This is a genomic window from Microbacterium sp. zg.Y909, assembly GCF_024626565.1.
On the sequence record NZ_JANJFJ010000035.1, the window covers coordinates 1 to 23,339 of the forward strand.

15 protein-coding genes and 1 pseudogene are annotated in these 23,339 nt (G+C 70.6%); 10 read left to right on the forward strand and 6 right to left on the reverse strand.

All coding sequences use genetic code 11. From position 1 onward, the window contains the following. Positions 1 to 217 precede the first annotated feature (217 nt). A complete protein-coding gene (locus NQ160_RS04725; protein ID WP_257514091.1) occupies positions 218 to 1,339 on the forward strand; it encodes a DUF916 domain-containing protein in 1,122 nt (373 codons plus the stop codon). Between the two features lie 12 nt (positions 1,340 to 1,351). Here NQ160_RS04725 and NQ160_RS04730 read toward each other — a convergent pair whose 3' ends face one another. Further along, positions 1,352 to 2,356 (reverse strand): LacI family DNA-binding transcriptional regulator, encoded by a 1,005-nt coding sequence (locus tag NQ160_RS04730; protein ID WP_257514092.1) that lies wholly within the window; start codon positions 2,354 to 2,356, stop codon positions 1,352 to 1,354. A gap of 118 nt (positions 2,357 to 2,474) precedes the next feature. On the opposite strand from NQ160_RS04730, the gene uxaC reads away from it, so the two are divergent. Genes uxaC through NQ160_RS04745 form a run of 3 tightly spaced genes read left to right on the forward strand, consistent with a single transcriptional unit; the run spans position 2,475 to position 7,173 of the window. Further along, entirely contained in the window at positions 2,475 to 3,959 is a 1,485-nt protein-coding gene (gene uxaC, locus NQ160_RS04735; protein ID WP_257514093.1) for a glucuronate isomerase, read from the forward strand. Next, positions 3,956 to 5,188 carry a D-mannonate dehydratase ManD gene (gene manD / locus NQ160_RS04740; protein WP_257514094.1) on the forward strand — a complete coding sequence of 411 codons (1,233 nt, stop codon included), beginning with the start codon at positions 3,956 to 3,958 and terminating at the stop codon, positions 5,186 to 5,188. Before uxaC ends, manD (NQ160_RS04740) begins: the two co-directional genes overlap by 4 nt. 20 nt (positions 5,189 to 5,208) lie before the next feature. Further along, entirely contained in the window at positions 5,209 to 7,173 is a 1,965-nt protein-coding gene (locus tag NQ160_RS04745; RefSeq protein WP_257514095.1) for an alpha-glucuronidase, read from the forward strand. 64 nt (positions 7,174 to 7,237) lie between these two features. Here NQ160_RS04745 and NQ160_RS04750 read toward each other — a convergent pair whose 3' ends face one another. The 5 genes from NQ160_RS04750 to NQ160_RS04770 all read right to left on the reverse strand — a co-directional run bounded on the left by NQ160_RS04750 (position 7,238) and on the right by NQ160_RS04770 (position 14,008). Further along, entirely contained in the window at positions 7,238 to 9,316 is a 2,079-nt protein-coding gene (locus NQ160_RS04750) for an endo-1,4-beta-xylanase (RefSeq protein WP_257514096.1), read from the reverse strand. Between the two features lie 229 nt (positions 9,317 to 9,545). Further along, a complete protein-coding gene (locus NQ160_RS04755; RefSeq protein WP_257514097.1) occupies positions 9,546 to 10,241 on the reverse strand; it encodes a DUF624 domain-containing protein in 696 nt (231 codons plus the stop codon). A 152-nt stretch (positions 10,242 to 10,393) separates the two neighbouring features. Then, positions 10,394 to 12,082 carry an ABC transporter substrate-binding protein gene (locus tag NQ160_RS04760; protein ID WP_257514098.1) on the reverse strand — a complete coding sequence of 563 codons (1,689 nt, stop codon included), beginning with the start codon at positions 12,080 to 12,082 and terminating at the stop codon, positions 10,394 to 10,396. A gap of 28 nt (positions 12,083 to 12,110) precedes the next feature. After that, entirely contained in the window at positions 12,111 to 13,022 is a 912-nt protein-coding gene (locus tag NQ160_RS04765) for a carbohydrate ABC transporter permease (protein WP_257514099.1), read from the reverse strand. 29 nt (positions 13,023 to 13,051) lie between these two features. Next, positions 13,052 to 14,008: an ABC transporter permease gene (locus tag NQ160_RS04770; protein WP_257514105.1), complete on the reverse strand. Its 957-nt coding sequence runs from the start codon at positions 14,006 to 14,008 to the stop codon at positions 13,052 to 13,054. Between the two features lie 237 nt (positions 14,009 to 14,245). Between NQ160_RS04770 and NQ160_RS04775 the strand changes: the two genes are divergently transcribed. From NQ160_RS04775 to NQ160_RS04800, 6 genes and pseudogenes are all read left to right on the forward strand, one after another. Continuing rightward, a complete protein-coding gene (locus tag NQ160_RS04775; RefSeq protein ID WP_257514100.1) occupies positions 14,246 to 15,229 on the forward strand; it encodes an acetylxylan esterase in 984 nt (327 codons plus the stop codon). Next, complete coding sequence (locus NQ160_RS04780; RefSeq protein WP_257514101.1) at positions 15,226 to 16,581, forward strand: mannitol dehydrogenase family protein; 1,356 nt, start codon at positions 15,226 to 15,228, stop codon at positions 16,579 to 16,581. The genes NQ160_RS04775 and NQ160_RS04780 overlap by 4 nt, the downstream gene beginning before the upstream one ends. After that, positions 16,578 to 17,816: a D-mannonate dehydratase ManD gene (manD, locus tag NQ160_RS04785; RefSeq protein ID WP_257514102.1), complete on the forward strand. Its 1,239-nt coding sequence runs from the start codon at positions 16,578 to 16,580 to the stop codon at positions 17,814 to 17,816. Before NQ160_RS04780 ends, manD (NQ160_RS04785) begins: the two co-directional genes overlap by 4 nt. Beyond that, a complete protein-coding gene (locus tag NQ160_RS04790) occupies positions 17,813 to 18,727 on the forward strand; it encodes a sugar kinase (RefSeq protein WP_257514103.1) in 915 nt (304 codons plus the stop codon). The genes manD (NQ160_RS04785) and NQ160_RS04790 overlap by 4 nt, the downstream gene beginning before the upstream one ends. An 84-nt stretch (positions 18,728 to 18,811) precedes the next feature. Further along, a complete protein-coding gene (locus NQ160_RS04795) occupies positions 18,812 to 23,095 on the forward strand; it encodes an endo-1,4-beta-xylanase (protein WP_257514104.1) in 4,284 nt (1,427 codons plus the stop codon). Between the two features lie 100 nt (positions 23,096 to 23,195). Beyond that, a pseudogene (locus tag NQ160_RS04800) lies at positions 23,196 to 23,339 on the forward strand (transcriptional regulator); the annotation flags it as partial.

A 23,339-nucleotide genomic window follows, 5' to 3' on the forward strand; every position in this document is an offset into this window, starting at 1 on the left:
CGATCGTCCAGAGGCCGAACGAGAACTTGTCGTCGCGGGTGGGGGTGGGCATGACGCTCCTTCGTTGGTGGCGCTAAATGTTGCTGACGACAACGTATACCGGAACGGAGGCCGCGTCCAGCCCATCGGCCTCCTGCCGGAGTCCGGTACGTTGACCGTGCCGACGGCCCCGGCTTAGGGTCACGTTTACATTGCGCACTCCGATCGAAGGGCACCCGTGAACAAGACCGTTTCGCTCCTCGCTGCGACGGTTCTGGTGGCTCTCGCCCTCGCTCCCACCGCGGCCGCCGCCGAGAGCACCGAGGGCGCGACGACCTGGTCGATCGAGCCGGCCGATGCGAACGGCCCGAACTCGCGGGTCTCGCTGCGGCACACCATCGACCCCGGATCGAGCGCCCAGGACTTCGTCACGGTCACCAACTTCAGCGCGCAGCCGGCGGCGTTCGGCGTCTATGCGAGCGACGGGATCATCTCGGACAGCGGCGACTTCGACCTGCTGCCCCCCGAGGAGACGCCCGTCGACGGCGGGTCGTGGATCAGCGTCGCGGCCGTCGAGGGCTCCACCCCGCGCCCCGGAGGCGGGCAGGTCGTCGCCCTGGATGCCGGGGCGGCCGTGACCATCCCCGTCACGATCAGCGTGCCTGCGGATGCCTCCCCGGGCGACCACCCCGCTGGCGTGGTCGCCGAGTTCGTGCAGGGCGACGGGGACGCCGTGCAGATGACCAGCAGGGTCGGCGTGCGGGTGCACCTGCGCGTCGCGGGCGACGTCGTCGCCGCGATCACCCCCGCCGAGGTGACGGCCACGTGGCAGCCCTCGTGGAATCCCTTCGCCCCGGGCGCCGTGCAGGTCGGATACACGCTGGTCAACGACGGCAACGTCCGACTCGGCGCCTCGACGGTCGTGGGCGTGGAAGGAGCATTCGGGCTCGGTGCGACCAGCGCGACCCAGGAGATCCGAGAGGTCCTTCCGGGCCGGAGTGCACCGGCGAGCGTGGAACTGACCGGCTGGCCGCTCGTGTTCGGGTGGGGCGAAATCACCGTGACGCCGCTGGTCGTGGGCGAGGACGACATCGCCGCACCCACTCAGACGGCATCCACGACGTTCACCGTCTGGACGATCCCCTGGGCACAGCTCGCCCTCCTCGCCCTGCTCGTGCTCGCGTTCTTCGTGATCCGCGGTCAGCGGCGCCGGTCCCGTGAGCGGATGCAGGCACGCATCGATGCCGCTGTCGCCGATGCCGTGGCATCCGCACCGGCCTCCCCCGAATCCGAACCCGCCGCACCGGAGGGGCAGGCAGATCCCACGATCGCCGGCGCAGCGCGCAGCACCCCGGACTGACGCGGCGGCTACTCAGGAGGTCGAGCGCGGGCGACCGGTGGAATCGCGGGTGGCCAGCTGCGGTTGCAGCTGCAGGTGCTGCGTCGCGGAGTCGGTTCCCGCCCCGTCGATCCGATCGAGCAGGAGCGAGACGGCCTGTTCACCGAACTGGCGCAGATCCGCGCCCACGCTGGTGAGGCGCGGCGACGACGTCCCCGCGACGTAGGTGTTGTCGAACCCCACCAGGCTGATGTCGTCCGGCGCCCGGAGCCCCGCCTCGGACCACTCTGCGAGAAGCCCGAGGGCCACGAGGTCGTTGTAGGCGATGACGGCGGTCGGCGAGGTGGCGAGCACATCGGCCGCGGCCGCCCTGCCGCCCTCGGCATCGGGGGCGTACCCCGACACCTCCTGCAGGACCATGCCCTCCCGCGCCTGCGCCGCTTCGCGGATGCCGCGCGAGCGGCGGGACTGCGACCAGGAGCGTTCAGGTCCCCCGACGTAGGAGATCCGTCGGTGCCCGAGGTCCCAGAGGTGCCCGACGGCGGCGCGACCTGCCGCGGCCTCGTCGAGGGTGACAGTCGGGGTGGCGTCGCCGGCCGCGCCCAGGTCACGGTTGACCAGCACACAGGTGGCTTCGGAGGTGAACTCCAGCAGGGCGTCGTCGCTCAGACGGGAGGATGCCAGGATGAAGCCGTCCGCCTGCGGACGCAGCGCCGCGATCTCTTCGGCCTCGACGTCCGCGCGCTCGGTCGTGTCCACGACGACGAGGCCGTAGCCGCGCTCTCGCGAGATCGCCTGGGCGCCCTTCGTCAACGACGAGAAGTACGGGTTCTCGATGTCGGGCACGACCAGCGCGATCATCCCGGTGCGCCCGCGGCGCAGGCTCGCGGCGGCACGGTTGGGTCGGTACCCCAGTTCGTCCACGGCGGCCAGCACCCGCTCACGGGTGCTCTCCGAGACGCGGTGGGGCTCGCGAAGGGTGCGGGAGACGGTCGCTATCGAGACGCCGGAGCGGGCGGCGACGTCATGTACGGTCACCAATCTTTGCCACCTTGCTTCTTCGAGGGGCCCTCGCGCCGGGTTGTCGGGGAGCCGTTATGGACACTGTCGCACAACAGCTACGATAATAACGTTTACATAGCGAGGGAGTGCACCAATGACGGTGACCAGCACGACCGGCGACGACGGACGCCCCTGGACGCTGCACCCGGATCGCGCGCTGCCCGCGGAGCCGGGGGTGCGCGCGGTGGCCCGGACGATCCTGTCCGCCACCGCGCCCCTCCCGATCGTCTCCATGCACGGCCACGTCGATGCCGAGATGCTCGCGGCTGACGCACCCTTCACCGACCCCGCCCACCTGCTGGTGACCCCCGACCACTACCTCGTGCGCATGCTGGTGTCGCAGGCCACCGCGCCGGGGGCGGTGCGCGACGCCGGAGTGCGCTCCGTCGCCGACCTCGGCGTCGGCCCCGACGGCGAGACCGACCCGCGCACCATCTGGCGGCGGTTCTGCGCGGGGTGGAGCAGCCTGCGCGGCACCCCGACGCGCTTCTGGCTCGAGCACGTGCTCGCCGAGGTGTTCGAGGCGCCCGTCGCCCCTTCCTCCGAGACCGCGGACGCGCTGTTCGACCACATCGCCGACCGCCTCGCGCAGCCGCAGTACCGGCCGCGGGCGCTGTTCGACCGGTTCAACATCGAGGTGCTGGCCACCACCGACGCCGCCGTCTCGTCGCTCGCGGCCCACGCCCGCCTCGCGGCCGACGGGTGGGGGCGCCGGGTGATCCCCACCTTCCGCCCCGACGCCCTGCTCGAGCCCGCCCGTGACGACTGGCGCGGCCTGCTCGACGAGCTGAGCGCGGTCAGCGGCATCGACGCCCACGACTACGACGGCTACCTCGAGGCGCTCCGTCAGCGCCGCCGCGCGTTCGTCCGCGCCGGTGCGCGGGCGTCGGACCACGGTCACCTGAGCCCCGACACGACGCCGTTACCCGCAGCCGAGGCGCGTCGGGTGTTCGACGTCGCTCGCGCGGGCGAAGCGACCCCGGCGGCATCCGCTGCCTTCACCGCGCACATGCTCTTCCAGATGGCCGAGATGGCGTCCGAAGACGGTCTCGTCATGCAGCTGCACCCGGGCGTCGTGCGCGACCACGATCGCGGCATCGCGGCGCGCCACGGTCACGACATCGGCTACGACGTGCCGGTGGCCACCGAGTTCACCCGGTCGCTGCGCCCTGTGCTGGAGGCGTTCGGGCACCACCCGGACTTCCGCATGATCGTCTTCACCGTGGACGAGACGGTGTACTCCCGGGAGCTCGCCCCGCTGGCGGGGGTGTACCCGGCGCTGCGGCTCGGGGCACCCTGGTGGTTCCTCGACACCCCCGACGCCATCCGGCGGTTCCGCGAGGCGACCACCGACACGGCCGGGCTGCGCAACACCAGCGGGTTCGTCGACGACACCCGCGCCTTCTGCTCGATCCCGGCCCGTCACGACCTGTCCCGGCGGGCGGATGCCGGCTTTCTCGCGCGCCTGGTCGCCGAGCACCGCCTCGACCTCGACGAGGCCCTCGACGCCGCCGTGGACCTGGCCTACCGGATCCCGCAGGACAGCTACGCGCGCCCGACGGCTGCGGTCATGGCATGACCTCGCCCGCCACCATCCGGGCGGTCGACGTGCTCGTGGCGAGCCCGTCGCGCAACTTCGTCACCCTGCGCGTGACGACCGACGACGGTGTCGTGGGCCTGGGGGATGCGACGCTCAACGGGCGGGAGCTCGCGGTCGCCTCGTACCTGCGCGACCACGTCGCCCCGCTTCTGATCGGCCTCGACGCCCACCGCATCGAGGACACCTGGCAGCTGCTGTACCGCTCCGCCTACTGGCGGCGCGGACCGGTGACGATGTCGGTGATCGCGGCGGTCGACATGGCGCTGTGGGACATCAAAGCGCGCCTGGCCGGCATGCCGCTGTACCAGCTGCTGGGAGGGGCCTCCCGCGAGGGCGCGCTCGTCTACGCCCACGCCTCGGGGGCGGACCTCGACGAGCTCGGCGACTCGATCCGCGGGCGGCTGGCCGAGGGGCACCGCGCGGTGCGCCTGCAGGTCGCCGTGCCGGGCATGGGCGCGATGTACGGCGTGGGCGCGGCCACGGCGGGACGGTACGCGTACGAACCCGCCAAGCGCGCCGGACTCAGCGTCGAGGAAGGCTGGGACTCCGCCCGCTACCTGCGGTACCTGCCCTCGGTCTTCGAGTGGGCCCGAGCAGAGTTCGGCGCCGAGGTGATGCTGCTGCACGACGCGCACCACCGGCTCACGCCCATTCAGGCCGCCCGGCTCGGGCGGGACCTCGAACCCTACGACCTCTTCTGGCTCGAAGACTGCACCCCGGCCGAGAACCCCGAGTCCCTGCGCCTGGTGCGCCGCAACACGGTGACCCCGTTGGCGATCGGCGAGGTGATGAACTCGATGGAGGACTTCCGCCTGCTCATCCAGGAGCAGCTCATCGACTACGTGCGCGCCTCGGTCACCCACGCGGGGGGCATCACCGGGCTCCGCCGCATCTTCGACTTCGCCGCGCAGTACCAGATCAAATCCGGCAGCCACGGACCCACCGACATCTCGCCGGTGGGCATGGCCGCGGCGCTTCACCTGGATCTCGCGATCCACAACTTCGGCATCCAGGAGTACATGGAGCACCAGCCGCTGGCCGGCGAGGTCTTCCGCACCTCGTACCGGTTCGAGCGGGGGATGCTGCACCCCGGTGATGCCCCGGGCCTCGGCGTCGAGTACGACGAGGCCGCCGCGGCGCGCTTCCCCTACACCCCGGCCTACCTGCCGGCCGCCCGGCTGGTGGACGGAACGGTGCACGACTGGTGACCGCAATGAAGGAGACCGCGATGACGAGCACCCACCCGATGTGGCTGACCGGGAACACCCCGCTGCGAGGCCGCACCCTGCACGTGGCGGGCGAGCACCGGCTGCTCGATTCCGTGCGCAGCGATGCCGCCGAGCACGGGCTGCGGCTCATCGACGACGACACCGCCGACGTCGTCTTCGCGCCCAGCGGCGACGCGGGCCGGTTCGGCGTGTCCGAGGCGGACGTCGCCAGGCTCGGGCCCGAGGGGTTCGTCGCGGCCCGCACCGGCGAGCGCACCGTCGTGGCCTACGGCGGCGCGGCCGGCGCGCTGTACGGCTGGTTCCAGCTGCTGCGCGACGCTGCCGGGCACGACGCGCCCGCGGCCGTGACGCGGTGCGAGCCCGAACGAGAGCTGCGCATGCTGGACCACTGGGACAACGTGGCCGTGCACCCCGTGATGGGACAGGTCGAACGCGGCTACGCCGGCGGATCGATCTTCTTCGACGATGGCCGCGTGCGCGGCGACCTCGCCCGAGTGGAGCGCTACGGGCGCCTCCTCGCCTCGATCGGCATCAACCGCGTCGCGATCAACAACGTCAACGTCCACGCCCGTGAGGCGCGGCTGCTCACCGACGACCTGCCCGACGTCGCGCGCATCGCGGCGGCCCTGCGCCCCTGGGGCATCCGCCTGCACCTGTCGGTCAGCTTCGCCGCCCCCATGGTGCTCGGGGGCATGCCGACGGCCGACCCGCTGGACGCCGGCGTGCAGCAGTGGTGGGCGGCGGCCGCGGCCCACGTCTACGGCGCGATCCCCGACTTCGGCGGGTTCGTCGTGAAGGCCGACTCCGAAGGCCAGCCCGGTCCCTTCGCCTACGGCCGCGACCACGCCGACGGGGCGAACATGCTCGCCCGTGCGCTCGCCCCGCACGGCGGGCTCGTGCACTGGCGGGCGTTCGTGTACAACCACCGTCAGGACTGGCGCGACCGCAAGACCGACCGCGCCCGCGCCGCCTACGACCACTTCGCGCCGCTGGACGGCCGGTTCGACGACAACGTCCTGGTGCAGGTCAAGTACGGTCCCCTGGACTTCCAGACCCGCGAGCCGGTTTCGCCGATCATCCCAGGCCTGCGCCGCACGCGCGTGACCCTGGAGCTGCAGGTCACGCAGGAGTACACCGGACACCAGCGCCACGCCGTGTATCTCGCGCCGCAGTGGCGCGAGATCCTGGACTTCCGCCCGTTCGGCGACGACGGCCCGCGTATCGCGGAGGTCGCCCGCGGCGGCATGGCGGCGGTGGCCAACGTCGGCGACGACGCCTACTGGACCGGGCATCCCCTCGCGCAGGCGAACCTGTACGCCTACGGACGCCTGGCGTGGGACTCGACCCTTGATCCCGCCGCCATCCTCGACGAGTGGATCGGGCTGACGTTCGGCCCCGATGAGGCCGTGCGCCGCGGCATCCACGCCGTGCTCGACGACTCCTGGCTCACGTACGAAGCCCACACCGCACCCTTGGGCGTGTGCTTCATGGTCAACCCGCACCACCACTACGGCCCGTCGGTCGACGGCTACGAGTACTCGCCCTGGGGCACCTACCACTTCGCCGACCGCGACGGCGTGGGCGTCGACCGCACGGTGGCCACCGGCACGGGCTTCGCGGGGCAGTACCCCGAGCCCTGGGCGAGCACCTACGAATCGCTCGACACCGTGCCCGACGAGCTGCTGCTGTTCTTCCACCACGTTCCCTACACGCACCGGCTGCACAGCGGTCGCACCGTGATCCAGCACATCTACGACACGCACTTCGACGGCGTGGAGCGCGTCGACCGGGTCGTTGCCCAGTGGGCAGGGCTGCGGGACGCGGTGGACGCGGCCCTGCACGAGCGGGTCAGCGAGCGCATGGCCGAGCAGCTGCGGTCGGCGGTGGAGTGGCGCGATCAGATCAACACCTACTTCCTGCGCAAGTCCGGCATCGCCGACGAACGCGGGCGGGAGATCTACTGACGGCACGGAAAGGGGGGTGGATGCCGTCGGGTCGGCATCCACCCCCCTTTCGCTCTTCCCGGTGTCAGTCCACCGGGAACAGCGACACCGTGAGGGTGCCGCGGTAGGTGCCCGGAGCCGTGCCGATGGGCACGTCGAGCACCAGGCCGGCGCTCAGCTCGGTCGACCCGTACCGGCCGACGTCCGTGGCTGCGGCCAGACGCTGTGCGGTGGCCAGACCAGGCCCATCGCTCAGCGACGTGGCGACCCACGCTCCGGCAGAGACGCCGGGGCGCGGGGTGAGCACCTTAGGCGTCCAGCCGAGGTGGTCGGCGGTCAGCGTGCGCTCACCGGCGACGAGCGAGGTGGACTGGCCCGAGGTGGACCACCCGCCGTCGCCCGCCTGCTCGTCGTTGCGGGAGTCGGTGACGGTGATCGTGGGCAGCGTGCCGGTGAATCGCAGCCGGTCGCCGGCGTTGCGGCCGCCCTCGAGCGTCACCGCGTCGCCGTGGTCGGCGACCGTCAACGCCAGGGTGCCGGGCTCGGTGGCCCCGGGCACGGTGGCCTCCACCACGATCCCGTCGCCGTCGGCCGCATCACGGTCGTACCAGCCCTGCGGGTCGGACACCGCCCACATGGCCAGCTTCTCCGACCAGTCCCCGTTCAGCAGCAGCGGGTTGTGGGTGGCACGCCAGCTGCGCTGGTCGTTCAGGCCCCAGAACGTGACCCGGTCGATGTCGTCGGCGTACTTCGTGTACACGGAGAAGTACTCCGCGAACCGCTGCGCCTGAATCTCCTCGAGCTCGGCACGGTGCGAGATCTTGTCGACCCAGTAGGTGAACTCGCCGCGCGAGATGCGGTCACTCACCTCCGGGTCGTTCAGGTCCCGGTAGTTCGCCGCGTTCGACGTCTCGGGCTCGGCGTTCCACGCCTCCCAGACCATGAGGTCCAGCTCGCTGATGGCGACCTTCAAGCCGGCATCGATGATCTGCTGGATCGTCGCCTCGACCGACGCGGCGTTCGAGCATGCGCCCGCCTGCCACGACTCGGCGTTCTCATCCACCAGGCCCGCGAGCTCGGTGCGGTCCCCGCACGCGAAGGCCGGGGTCTGGTTGATGTAGTTGTGCGACTGCATGCCGATCGTCTCGATGAGCGGCCGCGGGTCCTCGGGGTGCTCGGCTGCGTACCGGGCGTTGAGGTCCTTGGCCATCGTGACGGCCGCGCGGCCCTTGCCCTCCGACTGGAACATGTTGAAGTCGTTGTACTGCAGGTTGACCTCGGGTCCGTACTGACGCGCGAACACGAACGCGTCGTAGATGAAGTCGCCGGGGGTCTCCTCCGCTGCGGCGTCCGCCCCCTCCGCATAGACCTTGTACCAGTTCGACTGCCCGCCGTTCGGGCCGCCGCGCAGGAAGTCCTGCCAGTTCTGGGTCGCCGGGTCGAACGAGTCCAGCCCGTCGACGAAGGCCTCGTTGACGACGTCCCAGGTGGGAACCCGACCGCTGAAGTGCGTGAGCACCTCTTCGATGTAGCGGCGCATGTTCTCGCGCGCCTGATCGCGGGTGCCGCCGGTCGTGCCGGAGTTCAGCTTGGGCGGGGACTGCCCGTGCCACACCAGCACGTGGCCGTGAACCGTCGATCCGCGGGCGATGGTGTCGTCCACGAACTGGTCGGCCTGTCCCCAGTTGAACGTGAAGTCGCCGGTGGTGTCGTCGATGTTGGCATTGGGCAGCAGCGACTCGGGCTTCATGGCGTTCTCTGCCGTGATGACCTCGAAGTCACGCTCCATCCGCTCCGACGCCGGCGATCCCGCCTCGTAGGTCTGCGGTCCCGACCAGATGTTGCCCATCTGGAACAGTCCGTCGTAGACCTCCTTCAGGGGCCTCGCCTGCGGCCGGAACGACGTGTCGATGACGACGTCGGATGCCGGCATGGTGAACGTGTCCAGGCGCGCGCGGAGCCAGTCGAGCTGCTCCGACGTCCAGCCGCCCCAGATGTTGCCGTCGGCAGGCGTGGCGTCCAGCTGCACGGTCTCGCCCGGAGCGTACGTGCCGGCGCCGATGGTCTCGCCACCGCCGGCCACCCGGATCTGCACGTCGTACGTCTCGGCGGCCTGCGCCGGCGCGACGAGCCCGGTCATGGCCAGCGCCAGCGCGGCCGCCACGGCGACCCCTCCGGCAGGGCGCCCTATGCCGCGCCTTTCGGTTCCGGCGCGAGCGCGGCGGAATGGTGAATGTTGCATCGTGCGACCTCTTCCTCGAGTCCCGATGTGCGGGGAGTCACCCCCGCGCGGTCGTCCGAACGTAACGAGGACGCAACGACTCGTCAAACGTTTTCGACAACGTTTACAGCCCCGTTGACGCGCAACCGCGAGGGGCGTAGTCTCTCGTGTTCTACCCGCCGTCGGCGGCGACGAACCGGGTCTTGATGTCGGCGGTCATCGCCATCGCGTTGACGAGCGCGAACGCCGCGAAGAGCACTGCGGCGAGCGCCAGCACGACGTCGGTGGTGAAGGTGACGACGGCCACCGCGAGCACCAGGTTGGACAGCGCCCCGAGGGTCACCAACGGCCGCGCGGCGAGGTAGTACAGCGCCAGCCGGGCGACGTCACGCGCGCGGAATCGGAAGAGCGACGCGATGACGAGGGTGTGCGAGGACCACACGGCCAGCACCACCAAGAAGACGACCGCAGCCCCGACGAAGAACCCGTCGACGCCGGCTGCCGCGCCGAAGGCGATCGTGATCCCCAGCACGCAGGCGGCAGCGAGGGTGGGGATCCATACCCAGAGCACGTCGCCGACGTTCTGGCGATAGGCACGCCAGTACCGGGGCCACACCGAGAGGTCGTCGGCTCGCGCGCGGGCCGCGAGGGTCGACATCGCCGCCGAGAACGCCGGCGCCACGGCGAGGGCGCACAGCGCATAGAGCGGGATATTGCTCGCGGAGCGGTCGAGCAGCAGGATGCCGACGAATCCCGGAAGCGCGGCGAGCAGGAAGCAGAGCTCGACCAGGAGGAACCAGTAGAAGACGCCGGTCACCCGGCCGAGCACTCCCCTGCGGGGATCCGGAGCCGCTGTCGCGTTCGTCATCGTGTCCATCCTGCCTCGACAACGACGACACCCGCGGGCTCGAGCGCGAGATCGGCGACAGCGGGGAGCGTCATGGGTGTGTCCTTCGGGTGCTCTGTCGCCGATGGCCCCGCGCCCCGAGGAGGGGGACGCGGGGCCATCGGCGGGGAGGATCAGTCGGCGTCGGCGTAGCCCATAAGCGCTCCGGTGAAGAGCTCGGGGTAAGGCGGCAGGTTCATGCCCTCGAGCTCGGTGACGTAGGAGTCCCACTCGTCCAGCGAGCGCTGCCCGAGGATGAAGGCGGCGGTGTTCTGCGACACGTGGTCCCGCAGCGCGGACTGGTACAGCGACACCTGCTCGCGCTCGATCTCGCTGAGCGGCGCCGGCGGGGCCAGTTCCAGAACCTCCTTGGTGGACATCGCCTCGACGAAGTCGAGGACCTCGGGCCGCAGCATCGAGCGGTCCAGTTCCACCGTCGAGCCGTGCACGAGCGTCCAGACGCCGTTGGAGAAGCCGTAGTCGGCCTGCAGGTTCTCGGGGGCGCCGGGGTTCAGTCCCATCACGGTGATGTTCTCCTTGAGAACCCGCGTGCCGTCGGCATCCTTCGTGAAGGTCTCGCCCTCCACGCCCCACTTGGCGAACTCGAGTCCCTCGTCGGAGTAGTACAGCCAGTCCAGGAACTGCAGCATCGCGAGGAAGTTCTCGCTCTCTGCCACCTTGGAGGAGAGCATGAAGCCGTTGACGGTGCGCTGCCCGGCCTGGAAGTTGTCGCCGGCGGGACCGGCGGGGACACGGATCTGTGCCATCTCGACGTCACTGCCGAGCTCCTCGACGGTGGTGCGGTAGCGCACGATCTCCTGGTCGTTGGTCGAGATCGACATGGCGTTGCCCGATGCGAACTTCTGCACGGCCTGGTCATCGTCCTGGGTGACGGACTCCGGGTCGAGGAGCCCCTCCTCCACCAGCGAGGCGTAGAACTCGATCAGATCCCGGTACTCGTCGGTTGCGCCGGTGTAGACGAACTCCTTGCCGTCCCAGGTGAGGCCTTCGCCGTAGCCCCAGCCGGCAGAGGTGCCGAAGTTGGGCGACACGAACGAGAGCGTCGCCTCGAGGGGGCCGTTCGCCGACCACCGGTCGGTCATCGGGTAGAGGTCGGGGTACGCCTCCTTGACGGTGCGCAGCTGCTCGCGCAGCTCGTCGAAGGTGGCGGGCTCGAGGCTCAGGCCCAGCTCCTCCCACACGTCCGAGCGCACCGCGAAGGAGTACTCGGCGCGGGGCTCCTCACGGAAGCCGGGGAAGACGTAGTACTTGCCGTCCTCCTGACGCATCTGGTCGAGGTCGGCTTCGAGGTCCCACTTCTCGACCTTGTCCATGTAGTGGGGCATGTACTGCACGAAGTCGCTGGCGGGGAGGATCGCCCCACCGGCGACGAACGCGACTTCCTGGCCGGGATAGGTCACCGAGATGATCTCGGGGGCGTCGCCTGCGCCGACCACGAGCGACTTGCGCTGGTCCCACTCCGACAGCGGCGCACTGACGATGTCGAAGGTGACGTTCTGGTTCTCCTCCAGAGCCTCGAGGATGAGCCAGTCCTCCTTCAGCGGGTAGTTCGGGTGGTCACGGTAGAACAGGCCGAACTCGACCGGCTCGGTGGCCTTGAAGGTGTCACCGACGCCGTAGTCGGCCATCGCGGCGACGTCCTTGCCGGTGAAGTCGAACTCGCCGCCCTCGCCCTCGGCGGCGCCTTCGCCGCTGGCGTTGCAGCCCGTCAGGACGAGCGCGCTCGCCGTGAGGACCACTCCTGCGAAGAGGGCACCGCGGCGCACCGGGCGCCGCCTTGCCTCTCGGATCTGCTGTGTCATGGGTTTTCCTTTCTCAGGTGTGTAAGCGTCACTGCTTGACGGAGCCGAGCATGACGCCCGAGACGAAGTACTTCTGGATGAAGGGGTAAAGGCAGATGATCGGCAGCACGGTGAGCAGCATCGTCACGGCCTTGACGTTGGAGGCGACCTGCGAGGCCTCGCCGGTGCCGGCGGTGCCCAGTGCGTCGGTGCCGGTGGCGGCGGCCAGCATGTTGCGCAGGTACACCGTCACCGGATACAGCTCCGCCTTGTCCATATAGAGGAAGGCGGTGAACCACGAGTTCCAGAACGACACCGCGTAGAAGAGCACCATCGTCGCGATCACCGCCTTGCTCAGCGGCAGCACGATCTTCCAGAGGACGCCGTAGGTGTTGAGCCCGTCGATCGCCGCAGCCTCTTCGAGGTCCTCGGGGAAGTTCTCGAAGAAGGCCTTCATCACCAGCAGGTTGAACACGCTGATCGCGTTGGGGATCACGATCGCCCACAGGGTGTTCTTGAACCCGAGGGTGCTGATGAGGATGTAGTTCGGGATCAGACCGCCGTTGAAGAACATCGTGAAGACGGCGACGCCGATGAAGAACGAGCGCCCCTTCAAGTTCCGCTTGGACAGTGCGTAGGCGAAGGTCGTGGTGAGGATCATCGCGATCACCGTCGCCACCACGGTGTAGAGCACCGTGTTGCCGTAGTTGCGCCAGAACATCGGGTCGCCCATGACGTACCCGAACGTCGTGACGTTGAAGCCGCGGGGGATCAGGTTCACCTGGCCGGAGTTGATGTACGCCTCGGCGCTGAAGGCCTGCGCGATGACGTTGAGGAACGGGTACAGCGTCACGAAGCAGATCACGACGATCAGGCCCGCGTTGATCATGCGGAAGATCGTGTAGCTGCGCGAGTCCCGGATGCCGCCCTGCACCGCCGGACGGAACAGGCGGTCGGTCATGCGACGGGGTTCGGTTCGAAGGCTCGAGGTCACCACAGGCTCGTCCCCACTGCTCGGCGAGAGATCGCGTTGGCGGTCAGAATCAACGTCAGGCCGATGATCGCCTCGAACAGGCCGATCGCGGTGGCGTAGGAGAAGTTGCTCGAAATGATGCCGACCCGGTAGAGGTAGGTCGCGATCACGTCGGCGGTGGGATACAGCAGGGGGTTGTACAGCAGCAGGATCTTCTCGAATCCGACCGCCATGAATGTGCCGATGTTGAGGATGAGCAGAACGACCATCGTCGGGCGGATGCCGGGGAGGGTGACGTGCCAGATCTGGCGCCAGCGGCTCGCGCCGTCGATGCGCGCCGCCTCGTACAGCTGCGGGTCGATCGTCGTGAGCGCGGCGAGGTACAGGATCGTCCCCCAGCCGACGGTCTGCCAGATCTCGGACGTGATGTAGACGGTCGGGAACCACTGCGGCATCTGCATGAACGAGATGGGGCTGCCGCCGAAAAGCTCGAGACCCTGGTTGATCGAGCCGCGCAGCGATGTGAGCTGCAGAACCATGCCGGCCACGATCACGATCGACATGAAGTGCGGCAGGTAGGAGATCGATTGCGCGATGCGCTTGAACCGCTGTGAGCGCAGCTCGTTGAACATGAGCGCGAGGATGATCGGCAGCGGGAAGACGATGACGAGCGACAGCCCGCCGAGCATGAACGTGTTCCAGAACGCGCGCCAGAAGGTCGGGTCGTTGACGAACAACTCGAAGTAGCGGAAGCCCACCCACTCGTCGCCGAACATGTTGCCGCCGGGGCGGAAGCGACGGAAGGCGATGACGTTCCCCGCCATCGGCAGGTACCGGAAGATGAGCAGGAACACCAGCGGCAGGACGAGCAGGGAGTACAGCTGCCAGTCGCGGCGCAGCGCCTTGCGCCAGGGCACGCGGTGCTTGCGAGGGCGAGCGGGTTTGTCACCGCCGCGCTCGCGGCGCTCCTCCATCTCGGAACGCAGCTCGATCGCGTCGGCTATCACGACGCTGTTGTTGACAGACAATGCGCTCCTTCGCGTACGGTCACCCGCTGGAAAACGGTTTCGAGCGGCCGGAAAAGCCCGGGTCGCCGCTCGGCACATGATGACGGTAACCTCCGCCAGAGGCGATGTCAACGTTTTCATTGTATGGTCCCTGACGAGGCCTCCGTCAGCGGACGGCGCCCTGGATGACGGAAGGAAACGGCGATGGCGCGTTTCGACCTCCCCGAGCCGCAGCTGCGGGAGTACCTGCCCGAGCGCGTCGAACCCGACGACTTCGACGCCTTCTGGGCCGAGACGCTGAACCGATCCCGTGAGGCCGGCGGCGCGGTGACGCGTGAGCGCTGGGAGTCGCCGCTGACGCTCGTCGACGTGCACGATGTGACGTTCCCCGGGTACGCCGGTGATCCGGTGCACGCCTGGCTGGTGGTGCCGCAGGGGGCTGACGAGCCGCTGCCCGCCGTCGTCGAGTTCATCGGGTACGGGCGGGGACGGGGCCTCCCGCAGGAACGGCTGTACTGGCCGGCGGCAGGGTACGCGCAGCTGATCGTCGACACGCGCGGTCAGGGCTCCACGTGGGGCACCGGAGGCCACACCGCCGACCCGCACGGCGCCGGCCCCTCGAGCGCGGGGTTCCTCACCCGCGGCATCGACGACCCGCGCACGTACTACTACCGCCGCGTCTTCACCGATGCGGTGCGGGCCGTCGACGCCACCCGCACGCTGGCCGAGATCGACGCGACGCGGGTCGCGGTCACCGGCAACAGCCAGGGCGGGGCCATCGCGATCGCCGCCGCGGGACTTTCCCAAGGCCTGGCCGCGGCGCTGCCGACGGCGCCCATCCTCTGCGACCTGCCCCGGGTGATCGGGCTGACCGACGCCGACCCCCACGCCGAGATCACCCGCTACCTGTCGGTGCACCGAGGGGCGGCCGAACGCACCCTGGCGACGCTGTCGTACTTCGACGGGGTGAACTTCGCCCACCGTGCGACGGCGCCCGCGCTCTTCGGCGCCGGGCTGCTCGACACGGTGGCGCCCCCGTCCGGGGTCTTCGCCGCCGCCAACCACTGGGGAGCCGATGCCGAGACGGTCGCGTACCCGTGGAACGGCCATGAGGGGGGAGAGGGAACGCACTGGATGCGGCAAGCCCACTGGCTGGCCGCGCGCACGACGGCCGGAGCAGGCCGGTGACCCTCGCGGCCGCGGCGCCGCTGCTCACCCGTGGCGGCCTCGCCGGTCGGGGCGACCGGCGACCCGCGCCTCCCCCGCGCATCGTGCACCTGGGCGCCGGCGCCTTCCATCGCACGCACCAGGCGTGGTTCACCGCGCGCGCACACGACGCGGACGCGTGGGGCATCGCCGCGTTCACCGGTCGCGGCCCGCGGGTGGCCGAGCAGCTGACGGCCCAGGACGGGCTGTTCACGCTCGTCGAACGCGGCCCCGACGGCGACCGGTTCACGGTGATCGACAGCGTCTGCGAGGCTCGTCCCGGCGCAGCGCACGGGCGCTTCATCGAACTGATGACCGCCCCCGAGACGGCCGTCGTCACCCTGACCGTGACCGAGGCCGGCTACCACCTCGACGCGCGGGGCGACCTGGACCTGCACGACAGCGACGTCGCCGCCGACATCGCCGCCCTCCGCCGGGGCGGCGCCCCCACGGCGCTGCGCACCCCCGCCGGACGATTGACCGACGGACTGCACCGCCGACACGAAGCCGGGGCCGGCCCCCTCGCGGTGGTGTCCTGCGACAACATCCCCGACAACGGCGGCACCCTGCAGCGCGCGGTGTGCGCCCTCGCCACGGCGTGCGGGTGGGATGCCACCGCCTGGCGGGTGTCGTTCGTCGCGACGAGCGTCGACCGCATCACCCCCCACACCACCGAGGCGGACCTGCAGCTCGTCACGCGGGCGACGGGCTGGCGCGACGAGGCCGCCGTGATCGCCGAGCCCTTCGCGGACTGGGTGCTCTCCGGCGACTTCCCCGCCGGGCGGCCCGCCTGGGAGGATGCGGGCGCGCGCTTCGTCGACGCGGTGGAACCGTACGAGCAGCGCAAGCTCCTCATGCTCAACGGCGGTCACCTCGCGCTGGCCTTCCGCGGACTGCTGCGAGGTCACGACACCGTCGCTGCGGCCATGGCCGACCCGGTCTGCCGCGACGCCCTGGAGCGATTCTGGGACGAGGCCGAGCGCACCGTGCACCCCGCGGCAGAGCCCGCGATCTACCGTGCGGCGCTGGTCGAGCGGTTCCACAACGCCCGCATCGCCCACCGGCTCGCTCAGATCGCGGTCGACACCGCCACCAAGCTCCGCGTGCGGGTCGTGCCGGTCATCGCGGCCGAACGCGCGGCCGGCCGTGACGCCGCGGCCTCGCTCGCGATCGTCGCGGACTGGGCCACCGGCATCCGCACCGGAGCCTTCGGCGACGGCGCCGTTGTCGAGGCGCTCGCCGACGCGCTGCTGCCGGGATTGCACCCGGCGGACGCCGCGCTCATCACCGGGGCGCTCGCCGCGCCGCACGACTCGAAGGAGACACCGACATGAGGATCGACCGCGCAGAGGTCATCGTCACCAGCCCCGACCGCAACTTCGTCACCCTGAAGCTCACGACCGACGACGGGCTGACGGGGCTCGGCGACGCGACGCTCAACGGCCGTGAGCTCGCCGTCGTGTCCTACCTGCGCGACCACGTGGTGCCGCTGCTGATCGGGCGCGACGCGCACCGCATCGAGGACACCTGGCAGTTCCTCTACCGCAGCGCCTACTGGCGGCGCGGTCCGGTCACGATGGCCGCGATCGCCGCCGTGGATATGGCGCTCTGGGACATCAAGGGCAAGGCGGCCGGCATGCCGGTGTACCAGCTGCTGGGCGGCGCATCACGCACCGGGCTGCTGGCCTACGGGCACGCGTCGGGGCGCGACCTGCCCGAGCTCTTCGACAGCGTGCGCGAGCACCAGGCACAGGGATACCGCGCGATCCGCATCCAGACCGGCGTCCCCGGGCTGAAGTCCATCTACGGCATCGCCTCCAATGCCACCTTCGAAGCGAACGTCGGCGTGCGCTACGACCACGAGCCGGCCCAGCGCGGCGCGAAGCCGGCGGAGGAGGACTGGGACAGCCGCTCGTACCTGCGCCACGTTCCGACGGTGTTCGAGGCCGTGCGGGCGGAGTTCGGGCCCGAGATCCCGCTGCTGCACGACTCCCATCACCGCCTCACGCCGATCCAGGCCGCACAGCTGGGCAAGAGCGTCGAACCGTACGACCTCTTCTGGCTCGAGGACGTCACCCCCGCCGAGAACCAGGAGGCCCTGCGGCTGGTGCGACAGCACACCACGACGCCGCTGGCGATCGGCGAGATCTTCAACACGATCTGGGACTACCAGCAGATCATCCGCGAGCAGCTGATCGACTACGTCCGCAGCGCCGTCACCCACACCGGCGGCATCTCGCACCTGAAGAAGGTGCTCGACTACGCCGCGCAGTACCAGATCAAATCCGGCATGCACGGCCCCACCGACATCTCCCCCGTCGGCATGGCGGCCGCGATGCACCTGGGGCTGTCGATCCACAACTTCGGCATCCAGGAGTACATGCGCCACGGCGCGAAGACCGATTCCGTGTTCCAGCAGTCCTTCACGTGGCAGGACGGCTTTCTGCACCCGGGCGACCGGCCGGGCCTCGGCGTCGACCTCGACGTCGACGAGGCCGGCCGGTACCCGTACGCGCAGGCGTACCTGCCGTACAACCGGCTGGCCGATGGAACGGTGCACGACTGGTGAGTCCCGCAGTCCTCTGCCTCGGCGAGACGATGGTCGTGCTCGCTCCGCAAGCGGGCGGGGCGCTGCACGTCGGGGCGGCGCTGACGCTCGGCGTCGGGGGCGCGGAATCGAACACCGCCGTCGCCCTCCGCCGCGGCGGGGTCGATGCCGCGTGGGCGGGCCTGCTCGGCGAGGACGCGCTCGGTGACGTCGTGGCGCGCTTCCTCGCGCAGCACGGACTGGACACGTCGCTCGTAGAGCGGCGAGCGCTCCCCACCGGGCTGTACGTCAAGACCACGACGGCCGCGGGCACCGTCGCGCCGCTGTACTACCGGCGCGGCTCCGCGGCCTCGACGATGGACGCGTCCCTCGCCCGCCGCTGGGCGCGGGCCGCCCGACCGCGGGTCGTGCACGTCTCGGGCATCACGGCGCAGATCTCGACCGCGGGCGAGGAGTTCCTCCACGCCGTCTGCATCGAGCGCGTCTTCGGCGACGCGATCGTGAGCTTCGACGTGAACCACCGCCCGGCGCTGGCCGGCCCGACGACACCCGAGTCGCTGCTGCGCCTCGCCCGGGCCAGCGACATCGTGTTCGTCGGGGCCGACGAGGCCCGCACGACGTGGGGCGCGCCGGCCACGGATCTGCCCGCGCTGCTGACCGGCCCCCGCCACCTGATCGTGAAGGATGCCGCCGTCGAGGCCACCGAGCACCACGCCGGGGGTGCCGTCTCGGTCGCCGCACCCCGGCTCGACGTGGTCGATCCGGTGGGCGCCGGCGACGCCTTCGCCGCCGGCTGGCTGACAGCGTGGCTGGCGGGGGCCGACGCCGCGGGGCGGCTGGGCGCCGGCCATCGCGAGGCGGCACGGGCGCTGGCCTCCGCGGGGGACGTGGCCGAGGCGGCCGACCTCGAAAACGGCGCGGGGGTTTCGTAACGGTTAGGTAACGAGAATCTTCCGGTCTCGCGGATGCCGGATATGTTCGGCCGCACCACAAATTTACGCGCAAAGGAGCGCCCCGTGTCGCGACGTCCTCTTCGGTCAGGCATCGGTGCGGCTGTCGCTGCCGCCCTCGTCTTCACCCCCCTCATCCCGGCGGCTTCCGCCGCCGCACCCGCCGTCGTGCTGGCCAGCGACTTCGAGGCCGACACCGCCCCCTGGGCGGGCCGCGGCGACGCGCAGCTCGCGCTCGCCGACGATGCGCGCAGCGGCGCGCACGCGCTCGCCGTCACGGGGCGCAGCGCCGGCTGGCACGGGCCGCAGGTCGCCGCCGCCGACGTCTTCACGGCGGGCACGGTGGCGTACACGGTGTCGGCGTGGGTGAAGCTCATCGACGGCCAGGCGACCGCGGAGATGAACCTCGGCGTGCAGCAGCCGAACGCCACCGACGCGCCGGACTGGAACGAGTACCCGTGGGTGGGCGGTCGCGTGAGCGTGACGGATGCCGACTGGGTGGAGCTCACCGGCACCTTCACCCCGTCGGCCGCGAACCCGCCCACGGCGCTGTACCTCGAGTCCGCATCGGCGGACGTGCAGTTCCTGGTCGACGACGTGGTCGTCACCGCTGCCGGGGCCCCCGACGACTCCGATGTCGCTCCCGGCGGGGCGGTCGATCCCACCACGACGCCCGTGACCCGGGCATCGGGGAGCGGTGACGTCTCGGCGCTGACCTTCGACGACGGCCCCAACGGCGAGACGACCGCCAAGCTCTTGGACTACCTGCGCGACAACGACCTCCCCGCAGTGTTCTGCGTCATCGGGCAGAACATCCAGGCGCCCGGCGGCGCCGAACTGGTGCGACGCATGGTGGCCGAGGGCCACACCCTGTGCAACCACACCACCGGCTACGACGACATGGGCTCCTGGACCGCCGCCGACATCCGCGCAAATCTCGAGGAGAACCTCCGCATCATCCGCACGGCGCTGGGCGACCCGGCAGCGGCGGTGCCGTACTTCCGCGCGCCGAACGGCAGCTGGGGTGCGACGCCGGGCGTCGCGGTCGAACTCGGCATGCAGCCCCTCGGCGTCGTCAACACGATCAACGACTGGTCCGCGACCGACCCGGCTGTCCTCACCGAGAACCTGCGCGCGGCGATGAAGCCGGGCGAGCTCGTGCTGGTGCACGACGGCGGCGGAGACCGCGAACCGTCGCTGCAGGCCGTCACCACCGTCGTCGACGAGCGCCTCGCGGCGGGGTGGAAATTCACCCTGCCGGCGGGCGCGCCCACCGCGCCGCCGACCGGCACCCTGCTGCAGGCCGACTTCGAGGACGGCGACCTCGCGGGGTGGACGCCCCGCGCCGGCTCCGACACCTCCGCCCCGACCGTCGCCGTCGTCCCCGGCGGCGCGGCGGGCACCGGCTTCGCCGCCCAGGTCTCCGACCGCACCCACGAGGGCGACGGCATGCAGTTCGACGTCACCGGCGTGCTGCAGCCCGGCAGCACCTACTCCTTCGACGCCCAGATGCGGTTCGCCGACGGCGCCGAGGTCGGCCAGGGCCTCTCGGTGTCGATGCGCACCGTCAACGGCGCCGACACGACGTACACCAACCTGATCCAGGCCGAGTCGCTCACCGCGAGCGGCTGGACCGGGGTCTCCGGTCAGTTCACCGTGCCGGCATACGACACCGCCGCCGAGCTGTACGTCGAAGCGCGCTACAACAGCGGCAACACCTCGCCGTTCCTCGTCGACGAGATCACCCTCACCGCCCCGCAGGCCGGCGGGCCCGACACGTCGCTCACGCCGATGAAGGACACCGTCGACTTCCCGCTGGGCGTCGCCATCGACTCCCGCGAGACGACAGGACAGGCCGCCGACCTGCTTCGCCACCACTTCGAGCAGATCACGCCCGAGAACCACATGAAGGTCGAGGCCTGGTACGACGCCGACCAGAACTTCGCGCGTCACCCCGAGGCCACCGCGCTGCTCGATTTCGCCGCGGCCAACGATCAGCGCCTCTACAGCCACGTGCTGCTGTGGCACTCGCAGACCCCGGACTGGTTCTTCCAGCAGGACGGCCGCGACCTCACGGCATCCGAGGCCGACAAGCAGGTGCTGCGCGACCGGCTCAGCACGCACATCGACGACGTCGCCCGGTCGATCGCCGACGACTACGGCCTGTTCGGCTCGGCGACCAACCCTGTCGTCGGCTGGGACGTCGTCAACGAGGTCGTCGCCGACCAGCAGACCGCCGACGGCCTGCGCACCAGCCGCTGGTACGAGGTGCTCGGCGAGGAGTACATCCGCCTCGCCTTCGAGCTCGCCGAGGAGGCCTTCAACGAGACGTACGCCGCGCCCGGCACCGACCGCCCGGTGAAGCTCTTCATCAACGACTACAACACCGAGCAGGACCGCAAGGGCGCGCAGTACCACGCCCTCGTGCAGCGGCTGCTGGATGCCGGCACGCCCATCGACGGCGTCGGTCACCAGTTCCACGTCTCGCTGAACACGACGATCGCCTCGATGGAGGCGGCCCTGGCGCGATTCTCGGGCATGGGGCTGCTGCAGGAGGTCACCGAGCTCGACGTCACCGTGAACCCGCCCACCGAGGCGAACCTCGTGCGACAGGGCTACTTCTACCGCGACGCCTTCCAGCTGTTCCGCGACTACCACCGGGCGGCGCCGGCAGCCGAGAAGCTGTTCGCCGTCACGATCTGGGGTCTCACCGACAATCGCTCATGGCGCTCCGAGCAGGTCCCCCTGGTGTTCGACGCGAACCTGCAGGCCAAGCCGGCCTACTTCGGCGCGGTGGGCGACGAGCAGGGCCTTCCGGACCTCGTCACCACGGCGAACGTCTTCGGCGGCGACGTGGCACTGGCCGACGGCTTCGAGGACGCCCCGGAGTGGCGGAACCTACCCGAGAACCAGTTCACCGTCGGCGACGGCGGCTTCCAGGCACGGTGGAACGACACGCACCTCGCGGTGCTCGTGCGCAGCACGGTGGCACCCGAGCGCGTCGAGTTCACCTACGGCGGCGAAGACCTCGTCTACACCCCCGGCGCGACGTCGGGAGTGTCGGGCCGCACGGTCGAGGTGAACGGCATCCATCACACCGTCGTGCACCTGCCTCACACCGGCATCGCCACGAACAGCACGGCGGCGTTCGATGTGCGGGTCGTCTCCGGCGGCACCGTCGCCGGGGCCTGGAACTCGCCAGGGGCGACGGGGCAGCTGACCTTCCTCGACCCGCTGTCGTTCCTGCAGGTGCCGGAGCTTCCGGCGCCGGCGATGGACGGCCGCATCGACGACGTGTGGCAGCGCGCCGCCGTCGCCGTCACCGCGAAGACCGTCGAGGGCAGCGCCGACGGCGCCACTGCCGAGGTGCGCACCCTCTGGCAGGGCGACTCGCTCTACGCGCTCTTCGAGGTCACCGACCCGGTGCGCGACGCCACGAACAGCGACCCGTGGAACCGCGACGGCGTCGAGCTGTTCCTCGACCTCGGCAACAGCAAGAGCGGCACGTACGGCCCGAACGACACGCAGATCCGCATCACGGCGGACGGCGCGACGCTGGACGAGCGACTCTCGTTCGGCACCGGCAACGCCGCCGCACAGCGGGCACGCGTGGTGGGCAGCGCCACCACGGCGACGGAGACCGGCTACATCGTCGAGGTCGAGATCGCCCTGACGGGGCAGTCGGGCGGTCAGAACGACGTGCCGCTGGGCGGCCTCGGCACGTTCCACGGCATCGACTTCCAGGTCAACGACGGTCGCGCCGGCGCCCGCCACGCCGTGCACACGTGGGCGGAACCCGACGGCGTCGGCTACCAGAGCACCGGCCGCTGGGGCGTGGCGGAACTGGTGGCGGCGCCCACCGACCCCGGCACCGACCCCACCGACCCCGGGACCGATCCCACCGACCCGGGCACGGACCCCACCGACCCCACCGACCCGGGCACGGACCCGGGCGACGGCGGGGACTGGGCGACGGTCGAGGTCCCGTCCACCGTTGAGCAGGGAGAGACCCTGCCGGTGACGGTGTCCGGGCTCGAGCCCGGCCAGCGCATCTCGGCGACGCTGTTCAGCGACCCCCTCGTGGCCAGCGGCATCCCGGCGGCCGACGCCCAGGGGCGCATCTCGTTCGCGATGGCGATCCCGCGGGACTTCGCCGTCGGACCGCACACGCTGGTCATCGAGTCCGGGGCCCTCGAGCCCATCTCGGTGGATATCCAGGTGAGAGCCGCCCGGGTGGGCAACACCGGTGGTGAGGTGCCCTGGGGCATCGCCCTGGCCGCGGCGTTCGCGCTCGTCGCCGGCGGACTGTTCACGGCGCTGCGTCCCCGCCGCCGGGGCGCCGAGGGCTGACCCGGCCGCACGCGCTCCCCTGTCGCGTGTCGTCGCCTCCGCACCCGGGTGGCGACGACATGCGACAGGGGAGGCGGCGAATCACGCCTAGGGTGGTGCCGTGACCGACTCCCACACACCCGGCGACGGCGTGCGGCAGCGCAACCTGTCCCGCCTGCTGCGCCTGGTGCATCAGGGGGGGCCGCTCTCCCGCGCGACCCTCACCGAGACGACGGGACTCAACCGCTCCACCATCGCGGACCTG

Bases quoted from the DNA above. Each gene is read 5' to 3' on its own strand.
- NQ160_RS04760 (WP_257514098.1), bottom strand. From the start codon at position 12,082: ATGACACAGCAGATCCGAGAGGCAAGGCGGCGCCCGGTGCGCCGCGGT.
- manD (WP_257514094.1), top strand. From the start codon at position 3,956: ATGACCTCGCCCGCCACCATCCGGGCGGTCGACGTGCTCGTGGCGAGC.
- NQ160_RS04745 (WP_257514095.1), top strand. From the start codon at position 5,209: ATGACGAGCACCCACCCGATGTGGCTGACCGGGAACACCCCGCTGCGA.
- NQ160_RS04775 (WP_257514100.1), top strand. From the start codon at position 14,246: ATGGCGCGTTTCGACCTCCCCGAGCCGCAGCTGCGGGAGTACCTGCCC.
- uxaC (WP_257514093.1), top strand. From the start codon at position 2,475: ATGACGGTGACCAGCACGACCGGCGACGACGGACGCCCCTGGACGCTG.
- manD (WP_257514102.1), top strand. From the start codon at position 16,578: ATGAGGATCGACCGCGCAGAGGTCATCGTCACCAGCCCCGACCGCAAC.
- NQ160_RS04765 (WP_257514099.1), bottom strand. From the start codon at position 13,022: ATGACCGACCGCCTGTTCCGTCCGGCGGTGCAGGGCGGCATCCGGGAC.
- NQ160_RS04770 (WP_257514105.1), bottom strand. From the start codon at position 14,008: ATGGAGGAGCGCCGCGAGCGCGGCGGTGACAAACCCGCTCGCCCTCGC.
- NQ160_RS04755 (WP_257514097.1), bottom strand. From the start codon at position 10,241: ATGACGAACGCGACAGCGGCTCCGGATCCCCGCAGGGGAGTGCTCGGC.